Source organism: Marinomonas lutimaris (genome assembly GCF_019426345.1).
GTDB lineage: Bacteria > Pseudomonadota > Gammaproteobacteria > Pseudomonadales > Marinomonadaceae > Marinomonas > Marinomonas lutimaris.
The window spans coordinates 21082-34482 of the sequence record NZ_JAHLLW010000017.1; the positions used below are offsets into that span (position 1 = coordinate 21082).

14 protein-coding genes and 1 other RNA gene are annotated in these 13401 nt (G+C 43.4%); 4 read left to right on the top strand and 11 right to left on the bottom strand.

Annotated features, from left to right (window positions below):
- Window positions 1–9: 9 nt before the first annotated feature.
- From KPL72_RS16375 to smpB, 9 genes are all read right to left on the bottom strand, one after another.
- The gene (locus KPL72_RS16375) at window positions 10–279 is read right to left on the bottom strand and encodes a K+/H+ antiporter subunit F (protein WP_212916646.1); all 270 of its coding nucleotides are present in this window, start codon (window positions 277–279) and stop codon (window positions 10–12) included.
- Window positions 273–758, bottom strand: a complete 486-nt coding sequence (locus tag KPL72_RS16380; protein ID WP_212916645.1) for a Na+/H+ antiporter subunit E — start codon at window positions 756–758, stop codon at window positions 273–275. The genes KPL72_RS16375 and KPL72_RS16380 overlap by 7 nt, the downstream gene beginning before the upstream one ends.
- On the bottom strand, window positions 755–2266 hold the full coding sequence (locus KPL72_RS16385) for a monovalent cation/H+ antiporter subunit D (protein ID WP_219703761.1): 1512 nt from the start codon (window positions 2264–2266) through the stop codon (window positions 755–757). The genes KPL72_RS16380 and KPL72_RS16385 overlap by 4 nt, the downstream gene beginning before the upstream one ends.
- On the bottom strand, window positions 2267–2632 hold the full coding sequence (locus tag KPL72_RS16390; RefSeq protein ID WP_212916643.1) for a Na+/H+ antiporter subunit C: 366 nt from the start codon (window positions 2630–2632) through the stop codon (window positions 2267–2269).
- Window positions 2632–5430 carry a monovalent cation/H+ antiporter subunit A gene (locus tag KPL72_RS16395; protein ID WP_219703762.1) on the bottom strand — a complete coding sequence of 933 codons (2799 nt, stop codon included), beginning with the start codon at window positions 5428–5430 and terminating at the stop codon, window positions 2632–2634. The genes KPL72_RS16390 and KPL72_RS16395 overlap by 1 nt, the downstream gene beginning before the upstream one ends.
- 311 nt (window positions 5431–5741) lie before the next feature.
- Entirely contained in the window at window positions 5742–6353 is a 612-nt protein-coding gene (locus KPL72_RS16400) for a Yip1 family protein (protein WP_212916641.1), read from the bottom strand.
- Between the two features lie 270 nt (window positions 6354–6623).
- Window positions 6624–7271: a hypothetical protein gene (locus KPL72_RS16405; RefSeq protein WP_212916640.1), complete on the bottom strand. Its 648-nt coding sequence runs from the start codon at window positions 7269–7271 to the stop codon at window positions 6624–6626.
- A gap of 322 nt (window positions 7272–7593) precedes the next feature.
- Window positions 7594–7955, bottom strand: a transfer-messenger RNA (tmRNA) gene (gene ssrA / locus KPL72_RS16410).
- 101 nt (window positions 7956–8056) lie between these two features.
- A complete protein-coding gene (gene smpB, locus KPL72_RS16415) occupies window positions 8057–8536 on the bottom strand; it encodes an SsrA-binding protein SmpB (RefSeq protein ID WP_212916627.1) in 480 nt (159 codons plus the stop codon).
- 181 nt (window positions 8537–8717) lie between these two features.
- Here smpB and KPL72_RS16420 point away from each other — a divergent pair, with 181 nt between their 5' ends.
- The 3 genes from KPL72_RS16420 to KPL72_RS16430 are packed head-to-tail and all read left to right on the top strand — an operon-like array spanning window position 8718 to window position 10795.
- Window positions 8718–10076 carry a sodium-dependent transporter gene (locus KPL72_RS16420; RefSeq protein WP_219703763.1) on the top strand — a complete coding sequence of 453 codons (1359 nt, stop codon included), beginning with the start codon at window positions 8718–8720 and terminating at the stop codon, window positions 10074–10076.
- A gap of 1 nt (window position 10077) precedes the next feature.
- A complete protein-coding gene (locus KPL72_RS16425; protein WP_212916625.1) occupies window positions 10078–10509 on the top strand; it encodes a type II toxin-antitoxin system RatA family toxin in 432 nt (143 codons plus the stop codon).
- 1 nt (window position 10510) lies between these two features.
- On the top strand, window positions 10511–10795 hold the full coding sequence (locus KPL72_RS16430; RefSeq protein ID WP_212916624.1) for an RnfH family protein: 285 nt from the start codon (window positions 10511–10513) through the stop codon (window positions 10793–10795).
- Here KPL72_RS16430 and KPL72_RS16435 read toward each other — a convergent pair.
- Window positions 10792–11109 carry an outer membrane protein assembly factor BamE gene (locus KPL72_RS16435; protein WP_212916623.1) on the bottom strand — a complete coding sequence of 106 codons (318 nt, stop codon included), beginning with the start codon at window positions 11107–11109 and terminating at the stop codon, window positions 10792–10794. The two genes, KPL72_RS16430 and KPL72_RS16435, sit on opposite strands and share 4 nt — an antisense overlap.
- A gap of 69 nt (window positions 11110–11178) precedes the next feature.
- On the opposite strand from KPL72_RS16435, the gene fur reads away from it, so the two are divergent.
- Window positions 11179–11589: a ferric iron uptake transcriptional regulator gene (gene fur / locus KPL72_RS16440; RefSeq protein WP_012071629.1), complete on the top strand. Its 411-nt coding sequence runs from the start codon at window positions 11179–11181 to the stop codon at window positions 11587–11589.
- Window positions 11590–11704: 115 nt separating this feature from the next.
- Here the strand turns inward: fur and recN are convergent, their stop codons facing one another.
- Window positions 11705–13375, bottom strand: coding sequence for a DNA repair protein RecN (recN, locus tag KPL72_RS16445; RefSeq protein ID WP_219703764.1), 1671 nt, complete (start codon window positions 13373–13375; stop codon window positions 11705–11707).
- Window positions 13376–13401: the final 26 nt, after the last annotated feature.

The window sequence follows — 13401 nt, forward strand, 5'->3', positions numbered from 1 at the left end:
AACTGATCCTTATTCTATAATGTCGCCGCGAAGTAAGTATTTACATAGAGCTGCTGTACTGACAAACCCTAGCATGGCAATTAATAGCGCCGCTTCAAAATACAATGCGCTTTCTACATAAATGCCGTAGAGCAAAATCAAAGCAATAGCGTTTATGTACATGGTATCTAGCGCCAAAATCCTGTCCGATAAAGTTGGGCCTTTTAAGAGGCGCCATAAATTCAAAATCAACGCGATGCAAATACACACCGCCACTATGGTGATGGTTATCTTTAGCATCCAAATATCTCCTTGATTGGCTTCTCATAGCGTTGCTTAACCGATTTAATCAGTTCAGCTTCGTCATCTAGGTGAAGTGAATGGACATATAGCCACGCTTTGTCTTTCGATACTTCTGCGCTCACGGTTCCTGGTGTAAGAGATACGGTACTGGCTAAAATTGTGATGCCTAAGTCTGAATCGATATTGATCGGAATCGCGACAAAGCCAGGTGTTAGTTTCTTGATTGGGCCAATAATCAGTAACGCCACTTGCACATTGGCGGTCAAAATATCTTTTAACACCATGAGTACATAACGAATCGCCAGCCAAGGTTTAAGAATCTTTGGGTGTTCATCACGCATACTGTTTACTAGTAACGGAATGGTGATCGCAAAGAAAACCGCCAGCACCATATGGCCAGCACTAACCGAATTGTTCAATAACAGCCAAACTACAAACAGTAGTAGGCTGTGGAATGGCATAGGGAATAACTTCATTGTGCTACTCCTGGTAATAAAGCATAAGCAGAAGCTTGGATGTCGTGAAGATAATGTGCTGCTTGTTGAGTGAATTCACTGATATCGCCACCAAATATAACCAGAATTGGAGACGCTAGTAACAATAATCCGATACCCATTATTTCAGTGGTTTTAGCAGGTTCTGCTTCTGCAGCTACATTGCCATTGTGACGCCAGAATAGCGTTGTGCCAGCTCTTGAGAAAGTAATCAATGCCGCCAAGCTACCAATTAGAATCAACGGCCAAACCCACATAGTTTGCGCCGAAGACTGTGTTGCTTGCAGTATCATAATTTTGCCAACAAACCCAGATAATGGTGGCATACCTATTAACGCTAAGGCAGAAATTGCAAACGCAAAGCCTAGTAATCTAGGTTGAATAAAAGGACGAGATCGAACAAAACGGTCTTCAGCTTTGCCGCGTTGGCGAGACATAACATCGGCTAGTAAAAATAATCCTGCTGATGCTAAGGTGCTGTGCACCATGTAATACAGAGCCGCAGAGGTTGCGGCTTCAGAATTGATTGCAGCACAAGCAAGCAAACTGCCACTGGAGATAATAACTAAATTTGCGCTAAGCGTTTTGATTCCAGGACTTGCGAATACACCTATGGTACCAATGGTGATAGTTAACAAAGCCATTGGCCATAACCAAGGAGTGGCAATATTGGCTAATTCGCCAGCATCGTCGCCAAAAATCACTGTGTAGACACGGAAAATGCTGTAAATCCCCACCTTAGTCATAATGGCAAATAGCGCCGCGACTGGCGCACTAGCGCTAGCGTAGGTTTTCGGTAACCAAAAATGCATTGGTAACATGGCCGCTTTTAAGCCAAATACAACTAATAATAACAATGCACCGGTTTTTGCTAATGTCGCGGTTTCACCTTGCAGTTGGCCGACTTTGATTGCCATGTCTGCCATATTCAGTGTTCCAAGCGTGCCATATAGAATGCCAAGACCGAACAAGAATAGGCTAGAACCAACAAGGTTAAGAATAACATAGTGCAGAGCGGCTTGAGTTTTCTGCTTGCCACCAGCATGGATTAATAGTGCGTAGGAAGCGATTAACAGGACTTCGAAAAAGACGAATAAGTTAAAAATGTCGCCCGTTAAGAAAGCACCGTTGATGCCCATGATTTGGAACATAAACAAAGGATGAAAATACGCACCGCCTTTGTCTTGTCCTGCTACTGAATAAAGCATCACGCAGAAAGCCAAAAAAGCAGTTAATAGCACAAGAAGGCTAGAAACTTTGTCTGCAACTAATGCAATACCAAAAGGCGCTTGCCAGCCACCTAGGGCATAAAGCTGAACTCCTTCGGTATTTATTTGATAAAGCAAAGCGGCTGATGAAATCAGTAAAAATAAGGTGCCGACAATCGATGTGATACGTTGTGAATTGATATCCCGAGATATTGGCGGCAACAACATGATGGCGCCAAATAGCAAAGGAATCAGAATTGGAAAAATGCTCAAGTGCTGCATTTATTGGTTTCCTCCTGATTTTTGCGAAGCATCGCCGGGTTGTGCTGGCAAAGTGCCATCAACATGGTCATTGCCTAAATCAGCACGAGCACGCATTGCTAAAATCACTGCAAAGGCTGTCATCGCAAAACCAATAACAATAGCCGTTAGCACTAACGCCTGAGGAAGTGGGTCGCTGTATTGCTCAGACTCGCCCAGAACAGCTGCGGCATTGAGTTTTAGTCTGCCGCTGGCAAACAAGAACAAGTTCACTGCGTAAGACAATAGAGTTAAGCCGATAACGACGGAAAAAGTGCGGCCTCGTAATGCAAGAAAGATTCCGCAGGCTGTTAATAAGCCAACGCAAAACGCGTATAAACCTTCCATTAATCATGCTCCTTTTGAATAGGACGCTCACTGGTGGTCAATTGACCTAGATTGGCAAGAATCAACATAGTTGCACCAACCACAGTAAGGAAAACACCAAGATCAAAAACCATGGCACTGGCTAATTCGAATTTGCCAATCACTGGTAAGTAGAAGTAATCAAACCAAGATGACAAGAAAGTATGACCAAAGACCCAGCTACCCAAACCACTTAGGGTTGCGATACCAATGCCTGAACCAATCATGATTTGATAATCCAGCTTGAGACGAGTCTTAATCCAGTCAACGCCGTGCGCCACATACTGCTGAATAATGGCAACCGATGTAATTAAACCGGCGATAAAGCCACCCCCCGGCATGTTGTGCCCGCGTAAGAAAATATACGCAGATACTAAAAGTGCTAATGGCAACAAACTCTGTGAAATCACAGCTAAAAGAATCGGGTAGCGATCTTCCGACCAAGCCAAGCCATTATCGTTGCTAGAAGGCATATAAAGACGCATTTTAGCGATTAACTTGTAAATCCCTAGTGCGGCAATCCCCAATACGGTTATTTCACCAAGGGTATCAAAGCCACGGAAATCCACCAAAATCACGTTTACAATATTGGTCCCACCGCCACCAGTTTTACTGTTCTCGGTAAAAAAGGTCGAAATCGTATCGAGAGGGCGAGTCATCAAGGCATAAGAAATAGTACCGACCACGCCACCAATTAACGACGCGAGACTCAAGTCTCGAACGACGCGACGAGGAGAGGATTCTTTTGGTGTATTTTGTGGCAAAAAGAACAGCGCCAAAATCAATAAGATCACCGTCACAACTTCAACCGAAAGCTGAGTAAGCGCCAAATCAGGGGCTGAAAACTGAGCGAATGCTAACGAAACAATCAAACCTACAACAGACAGGGTGAGCAAAGCGATAACCCGTCTTCTGTGCCATACCACGGTAGCTAAAGCGGAAACGCATAGCAGCACAGCGCAAGTGATAGACAATGCATCAAGAGGTATCTCAGGACGTTGTCCTGCAGTTGTATTTAGCTTCATCAAGGTCGATGCCGTCATCACGATGGCGAAAGCTAAGACAAAGAAAATATAGCGCTGTAATGAACCGTTCTCTGTGAAAGCAATAATGCGGCTGGCTTTGTTTGTCAGGTATTGAACCACTCCCTCAAACACCAATTTAGGATCACTGGTTGGAAATTGCGCTTGGAACTTAAACATGTGAGAGCGGTTGTGATACATGTACAAACCGCCAATCAAGGCAATCAAACTCATTAATAGAGGGAAGTTAAAACCATGCCAAATGGCAAGGCTATAAGTGGGGGCCGGACCATTTAACGTTGCACCAGCGGCAGCAAATAATAGGTCGCCAACGATTAAGCTTGGGAAAATACCGACAACCAAACAAAGTCCAACCAAAATCTCTACTGGTACGCGCATGTAACGTGGTGGCTCATGAGGGGTTTTAGGTAAGTTAATTGGCTCACCATTAAAGAACACATCGTGAATAAAGCGCATTGAGTAAGCAACGGCAAATACGCCGCCTAAAGTCGCCAGTACTGGAATAAACCAAGACAAAGAGCCAAGCGATGCCTGATGCAAGGTTTCAGTGAAGAACATCTCTTTCGACAAGAAGCCATTCATCAATGGCACGCCAGCCATGGATGCAGATGCCACCATAGCCAAAGTCGCCGTATAAGGCATGTATTTCCAGAGACCATTTAACTGACGCATATCGCGGGAGCCAGATTCATGATCAATAATACCTGCCGCCATAAATAAAGACGCTTTAAAAATGGCGTGGTTGATAATATGGAAGATGGCCGCTACGGCGGCAAGGTCTGTCCCCATGCCGAGTAATAAGGTAATCAAACCTAAATGACTGATGGTCGAGTTAGCCAACAGCCCTTTTAAATCATGTTGGAATATCGCGATGTACGCGCCGACAAGGAAAGTAGCAAGACCAGTAAGGCTAACGATCAAGAACCAAAGGTCAGTATCCGCCAGCGCTGGATAAAACCGCGCCATCAAGAAAATACCAGCTTTTACCATTGTGGCAGAATGTAGGTACGCACTTACTGGTGTTGGTGCAGCCATGGCATTAGGTAACCAGAAGTGGAATGGAAACTGCGCAGACTTAGTGAAAGCACCAAGTAAAACCAAAACAACAATAATTGGGTAATTAGCACTGGCTTTAATTAATTCTCCACTGTCTAAAACATCTTGAAGGCTAAAACTGCCAACCGTGTTTCCTAGAATTAGCAAACCAGCTAATAACGCCAAGCCGCCAGCGCCAGTAACCGTCAGCGCCATTCTAGCGCCTTTTCGCGCTTCCGTTTTGTGTCCCCAGAAGCTGATCAACAAGAAGGAACTAATGCTTGTTAATTCCCAGAAAAACCACAGCTGAATCAAGTTATCAGACAGCACCACACCGAGCATGGCGAACATAAAAAGGATTAGGTAAGAGTAAAACTTACCAATGGAATCTTTCGCTGATAAATAATAGCGGGCATACAGAATAACCAGTAAACCAATGCCCAGAATCAAAATAGAGAATAACAGCGCCAAGCCATCCAAACGGAAGGCCAGCTCTAATCCGATGGCTGGTATCCAAGGAATTGCCGCGAGAAAACGTTCCCCTTGGAAAATATCACCAGCATGAGTAAGGACTAAAAAGAGAGTTAAAGCAGGTAATGCAGCTGTCATAAACGCACAAGCGGTGCGACTAAAGCGAGCGGTAATAAGCGGGATTAACGTACCTAATAAAGGAAGAAAAGGTAGCCAAATAAGTGAGCTCAAGGGCAAAACTCCTTTCTAGTGAGCGGCAATATAGTTTGAATGTACTGTGCGAGCATGGTTGTTGTCCTAACAATCGTTCTCTAAATGTGATTATTTAAAAGAGTTCATTCTACAAATAAGAAGAGTAATGATCCTGTAAGCATAGCCTTTTATCAATCTAATCAATAGCCTAAAACCACTGGCATATGAAAAGTATCATAAATTAGTGACAACAATAAGTAAGCATAAGAAAGCAAGCAGCAGAAAAAGTTCCGCTGCTTGCTAAAGAAAGGCGCTGGTTTTGTCTGTCTATCAGACTAAATAAAGAGTCGTTATTGGAAGAAGCTCCACACAATGCTGTGTTCAGAACCGAGACTCCAAAGTAGTACCACAGCAGCCAACAAAGCCTCTAACACTAAAACCCCTATACCAAGCGTGGTACTAGAGAGAATAAAACCTTGTTTATGGCTGATGCCCAAGAAGCTCGGCGTGCCGCGATACAATAGGTAACCTGTATAAGCGACACCTGTCACACAAGCGAGCAAACATAGCCAAATGATTGGATAAATAGCAAAGATACCGCTTAAAAACATGGGTGTAGCAATATACCCCGCAAACACTATACATTCTTGACGAGGAGGGCGATTCGGGAAGTTTCGCGCCATCCAATGAATTAGACTACCGACCATCGCTACAGCGACAAGAATCAGAGCATAAAACAGCACGCCTAAACCAAGGCCATCCATAAAAGACACCTTGATGGCTTCGTCACCTCCGAACGTCCAACCAAATTGCGTCGTACCGATAAAGGTACTGACAACAGGAATGGCCGCCATCCAAAGAACATGATGTAAGTACAGATGGCTTACTGACTCATGCTCCTTATTTATTTCGCGCCACTCTTTATCTGGATGATGAATAAGACCCCAAACATGATTGATCATGGATTCCCCCTGTCTCACAACGTGAGCATAATGGATTTGGAAAAAGTCCTGATACAGCCACGCCCAAACAAAAGTGGCTTATATACAGTATAGATGGATACGCAGAAATAGACTGAAAAGATGATAACGTTTTTTTATAAGTACTCAGTTGCTCAGACTATTTAGTAGTAAGCGGAACGAGCAGGAAAGCACAGTAGATGGAGAAATAGATAAATAATAAACTGAACAAGCTAGGTGAGCCGCACCTAGCTTGTTGTTTCTAGATGACTTTTATTGGCAGTTATAGTCTTCTTTCATTTCAACTGCATAAGGTTTGTCGACAGGGTCATTGAAATTGGCTCTGGCAATTGTTTCTTTTGCCAAGAACTCGAACATTTTCCATTTCGAACAAGTAGGGTGAACCACAGTATTGCTAGAATCTAAAATTAACTTGTTTTTCTTATCCGTCAGCTTGTACTGAAATGTATAAACTTTAGTCGGTGTATCTACCTTATCGTAACCGCTAACAATAGGCTCCATAAATTGACGGTAGCGTGTAACACAGGTTCGTGCGTCTGTGCTTGGGTTTCTACGGCAAACAGTATAAGGAATATTTCGCTCGTTATTAAACACAGGAACCTTCTTGGTTTCTGTGGTTTCTTCTGACGTAAAGTTAACCGATAGGTGATAGTCAGGATTGTTTTGAGAATCCGAGACATTAGTAAAGCCACGCTCTTTCAATGCATTGATAATATCGGGGATGTATCGCTTATTCGTCAGATCATCGCCTTCTTTGCTTGGAACCACAGCAATCGTAGCGGATTTATCAATATCTACATTTGAGTCAACATTACTAACATTTTGTCCTGCCAACTTCACATTGGATGAGCAGCCCGAGAGAAGAGCCGAAAACAGCACAAAAAAAGTGAAAAGTCTCATAGTCGCGTTCTCCATTGCGTATCAAAAAACAATTATCCAACAGCCATGAAAACACAGATAGCGAGCAAAACCGAGATATGTCCTTCGCCTTTTACGTATTTTTCAAAAACCTTACTCTAACGTAGCACTTAAATTAGAGTGATTTTAGGCGATTTATAAGGTATGTGACTTGCTAGATTTAACATTTTACAAAGAGATAATAAATTTTAGGCAATAAAAAACCACCCGAAGGTGGTTTTTTATATGACTCACAAACAGTGTGTCGTTTGTGTGTCGACCTCATTTTAAAAAGTGCAAACCCTTTTAAAATCAAGCCTTTAATTGGTGGAGGCGGGGGGGGTCGAACCCCCGTCCGTCAGTCCTCTGCCATCGGCTCTACATGCATAGTCACTTCTATTATTTGACCACGAACCGCCCGAAGGACAGGGTGTTAATGGCGAGCCTACTTAGTCTTAGAACCTTATCCCTAGGCGGGGCATCGGTTAGCATCTTGTAATTTATGATACTGCAGAATCTCTGGCTACAAGCAACCTGAGGGCAGCACACTAGCAGCGGTTTAGGCTGCTAAAGCGTAGTTTTCGTCGTTTGCGACTATAAAATTGATGCGGGGGATTAACGAGATCACGCATCACTCTCGACATGCACCTTTGGGTTTGTAACCGACGTCGAAACCATGTCGCCCCCAAAAAGCAACGCTAGTCTAGCGCAAACAATACGCTTACGCTAGAGGTAACGCAGAAATGCTTAGTGTCTACTTATTTCAACCTAAGGTTAAAAAGCGTCTATTAAGCACTGTGTTTCATTAGTCGTTCTTTGTCTCTTGACCAATCACGATCACGCTCGGTATCTCGTTTATCGTGTTCTTTTTTACCGGTTACCAAGGCGACTTCGCATTTGATCTTGTTGCCTTTCCAATACAGCGCCATGGCCGCACAGGTTTTGCCTTTTTGCTCGGTGACTTGGATGATCCGGTCAAGTTCTTTGCGGTTTAATAGTAATTTGCGTTGTCGCATCGGTTCACAAACGACATGCGTTGAGGCGCTAAGCAGTGGCGTAATACGCGCGCCGACGAGCCACGCTTCGTTTTGGTGAATGATGACGAAGGAGTCTACTAATTGGGCTTTGCCTTCGCGGAGGCTTTTTACTTCCCAACCAGATAAAACCAAACCGGCTTCGAACTTCTGGTCAACAAAGTAGTCGTATTTTGCACGTTTGTTAAGCGCGATGGTGCCCGTGCTGCTGGATTTTTTCTTTACTTTACTCATAGTTGGAAATTATACGGTCGATAGTGGCAAAAACCTATGCTTTTCTTGAGGTATGCGCCTGAATGTTGGAAAATTCGCACTTGTTAATTAATTTGTCTGGTTAGGTAGCGCTTATGTGTTGGCCACGTATGCGTTTTATTCCTATCCTTAAACACATCTTGTGTATTTAGAGCCTAAATTTATGCCTGAAAGTCGATGTTTACAAGGTATCTGGTCAAGTCCGTGGATATTTATTTTTGCGGCCAGTGGATCGGCGGTGGGATTGGGGAACATTTGGAAGTTTCCTTATGTGCTCGGGCAAAACGGCGGCGGTGCATTTTTGTTTGTGTATTGCTTGTGTTTGTTGCTGGTCGGCTTGCCTGTATTGATGGCTGAAGTAGCTTTGGGCCGTACGGTTCGTTCTAATCCAATTGATACGGTAAACGATTTAAGTGAGCGTCGCATTGTTCACCCAGCTTGGGTGTTTGTGCCTTGGTTAGCTGGTATAACGGGCTTTTTAGTTCTGACTTTTTACAGCGTAATTGCGGGCTGGTCTCTGGCTTATTTAGATCGCGCTGTGTCTGGTGATTTTAAAGACATTACGCAAGTTGGCGCATCCAGCATGTTTGATACTTTATTAGCGACACCAACAGAAATGCTGTTGTGGCATTCTGTATTTATGGCATTAGTGGTATTAACGGTTGGGCAGTCGGTTACTCGTGGTTTGTCTGCCGTGGTACGGATTTTATTGCCAGTGTTGGTGGTGACGTTATTGTTGCTGGCGTTTTATTCTATGACTATTGGTAATATGAATGCAGCACTGGACTTTATGTTTCGTTGGTCTTGGCAGGATATTACCTTTGAAGTTGTCTTGTCTGCGGTTGGGCTAGCTTTGTTTAGTTTGAGTGTGGGAATGGGCGCCATGTTTGCCTATGGTGCTTATATGAGCAAGCGTATGTCGATTGCCCGAGCTTGTAGCATAGTGGTTGGTGTGGATTTGCTGGTGGCTATTTTGGCTGGTTTGGTCATTTTTCCATTGGTGTTTTCATTTAATATTGATGTACAAGCTGGACCAAGTTTGACCTTTGTATCTCTGCCTATCATTTTTGGTGGCTTGCCTGGAGGTCAATTTTTCGCGGGCGTGTTCTTTTTATTGTTGGTAGTTGCGGCTCTTACGTCGGCCATATCCATGTTAGAATTGTTTGTTGCTTGGCTGCATGAAAAATTTTATATCGCCCGCTTGAAAGCTGCTCTATTGATGGGGATTGCCGTTTGGTTTGTTGGTATTGCGGTGCTTTTGTCTTTTAATCATTGGGACAGCAAAATTGTCTTCGGATTGAATTTCTTTGAATTGTTAGATGAATTTACGTCTTTGATTCTTTTGCCTGTGGGAGCTATTTTGCTGTCTGTTTTGGTGGCTTGGTTTATTCCACATTCCATGTTGCAAAATGAGATGATTACAAAACAAGCAAATCATTTTCAATGGTGGTATAAGACATTGAAATACATAAGTATTCCAGCAATGATTGTGATTACTCTTGCTGGCTGGATAGGAGTGTAGTTTGAGTCATATAGAACGCTTCGCACATGTTAACTACAGTTGCGAGCAAATGTTTGCTTTGGTAAACGATATTGACGGTTATCCTGAGTTTTTACCTGGGTGTTTGAATTCTACATTAATTTCAAAAACGCCAACGGAAATTGTGGCGTCTTTGGAAGTAGGTAAAGGGCCAGTGCGACAATCGTTTACGACAAAGAATTTTTTGGAAGATTTTAGTCGAATTGAAATGACCTTGGTGAAAGGGCCATTTAAGAGTTTGCACGGCATATGGACTTTCACGGAGTTATCTCCGACAAGTTGCAAAATTATGCTGAGTATTGAGTTTGAATTAAGCGGTATGCTGAAGTTCGCTTTTGGTGGCGTGTTTAGTCAAATTGCCAATACGATGGTGGATTCTTTTAGCAAGCGTGCAAAAGTAGTATACGGTGAATAGTATGAGAGTTGAAGTAGCGTACGCTTTACCTGAGAAGCAAAAAATTATTGCTTTAGAGGTTGAAGAAGGTTGTACCGTGCGTGATGCAGTACGCCGTTCTAATATTCATGTTTTTTTTCCTGATGTGGATGTAGAAACAGTAAAAGTTGGCATTTTCGGTAAAGCAGTGCGAAATGCGGAAGAGCAAGAATTAAAAGAAGGCGAGCGAGTCGAGTTGTATCGTGAGCTGAAGGTTGACCCAAAGCAAGCTAGGGCCAACCGTGCAGCGAAAACAACAAAGGATTAGTTGTTTTTGATTTGTGTTAAAACGCCGTCGCTAAAAATTAGCACCAGGTCGTTTGCATCACTTTTCTTGGTATCTGGTGTTGCGTATAGAGCTGTATATAGGTAATGCCATTCGTTTGGCTTGAAAGTGTCTCTTAGCATGGGAGTACCCAGTAGGTAAGTGACCTGAGATTCAGACATGCCAATTTGTAACTGTGATAGTTGTTCCTTCGTTACAAGATTTCCTTGTGTTACTGGAACCTTGTAAGGTGGTGGAAATAAACTGCATGCGCTAAGTGAAAGTGCTGCGCATAATATTAAAACTGATTTTTTCATTTGTATTATCCTTACTCTGGTGTGCTAATGATAAAGTAATTATCAACAAGATCGAATAGAGAATGACTCATGACTAGCGAAAATCAAGAGCTAAAGAAAGCGGGACTCAAGGTAACTCTACCACGAGTGAAAATTTTACAAATTCTTGAAGGTGCGGGTGACCGCCACATGAGTGCTGATGATGTCTATCGCACTCTGCTTGATCAAGGTGAAGATGTTGGTTTGGCGACAGTTTACCGTGTGCTAACTCAGTTTGAAACTGCAGGTTTGGTGCAACGTCACCATTTCGAAGCAGGAACAGCTGTTTTTGAGTTGGCGAAGGGCGATCACCACGATCACATGATTTGTCTAGAAACTGGCAAAGTCATTGAATTCGTAGATCCAATTATTGAAAAACGTCAGCGTGAAATCGCCGAAGAGCATGGTTTTGATATTGAAGATCACAGCTTGATTATCTACGTGCGCCCAAAGAAAAAATAAATATTCGTTTACCTAAGGGGAATGGATGGGAAGGGCCTAAATCGCAGAATTTAGGCCCTTTTTTTATTTTTACTTCTGGTGGCAATGTTTTGACGATGCCATTTTTACTATAATGCTATTGCAGTTGAACGTTGCCAAGCATTTCACGAGCATGAGCTAGGGTTTGCTCAGTCAGTTCTAATCCACCGAGTAGGCGTGCAATTTCTTGTGTTCGATCTTGATCCTTAAGTAGCTCGACCTGAGAGGAGGTTGCTTCATCTTCAACCAGTTTACTGACTCGTAGATGCTGATTGCCTTGAGCTGCCACTTGCGCAAGGTGAGTAACGCAAAAGACTTGGCCTCGTTTGCCCACAGAGCGCAGCATACGACCAACGACTTCCGCGATACCACCGCTGATGCCTACGTCTACTTCATCAAACACCAATGTTGGGATAATTGATGTGTGAGCGGTCACTACTTGAATACCTAAACTAATACGTGACAACTCACCACCTGAGGCGACTTTACGTAATGGCTGAGCGGGTTGTCCTGGGTTGGAAGCGATCATGTATTCGATGTCTTCAAAACCATTTGCCGAGACTTGTGTAAGTGGCTGACATTGAATAAAGAAGCGCGCATGTGGCATGCCCAATCCATGTATTTGTTCTTCGACTTTCTGCGCTAGCTCATCTTTGGCGGTAATGCGCTTTTCTGTCAATGTGGTGGCAAGCGCGGTGAGTTTTTCATAGGCTTGCTCTTCTTTTTCTTTTAGTGACTCTAGGCTTTCTTCACTACCTTGTAAGCTGTCTAGTTCTGCTTCGACACTCTCTCGTAAGGATAAAAGGCCTTCTGGCAAGGTTCGGTGCTTGCGAGCCGTGTCATAAATGTCCGATAAGCGTTGCTCTATATCCATGAGGCGCTCGGGATTTTGTTCTAGCGTGTCTTGATAATGATGTAGGCTGTCGGCTGCTTCCTGTGCCTGTATTAAAGCGACATTCATCATTTCTAATGCATTTTCCAATTCTTTGGTGGCTGGACGAATTTGGCTAGCGCTATTGATTGCTTGGTGTAATAAAGAGCAAACATTGCCTTCGTCGCTGTCGATCAAAATGCCGCTGGCTTGATAGGCTTTAAATTGTGAGTCGGCAATGTTCGACAAGAAAGCTTGCTCGTTTTCTAACTCTTCGATTTCGCCTTCTTTTAGATCAAGCTGTTGTAGCTCTTGTGCTTGGTAAGACAGTAGTTGTATCTTGGCATCTTGTTCCGAGGAGCGATTCTGCTGAGCAGACAGTTCTTCTTTGAGTTGTCGCCATATTGAATATTGCTGACTGACTTTTTTACTCAAGTCAGTCAGACGTCCATACTCGTCGAGTTGTTGTCTTTGGGCGTTCTTTTTAAGTAACGATTGGTGTTCGTGCTGTCCGTGGATATCAACCAGCTGACTGCCAACGTCTTTTAGATCGCTTAATGTGCAAGGGCGACCATTGATGTAAGCCTTGGAGCGACCTTCTTTGCTGATAACACGGCGCAATATGCAATGTTGATCGTGTTCTAGGTCTCTTTCTTCCAGCCATTTGTGTACGTGTGGATAGTGTTGAATATCGAAGCTGGCGCTGATGTCGGCTCTTTTTTGCCCATGTCTTACGACAGCGGCATCGGTACGATCACCTAAACAAAGTGACAAGGCATCCACCATGATGGATTTACCTGCCCCTGTTTCACCTGAAATCACGGTCATGCCTTTTTTGAATTCTAATTCTAGAGATTCAACAATGGCGAAGTTGGAAATAGCGATGCTGGTCAGCATAGAGTGCTCCAAGAAAGAGAAAATAT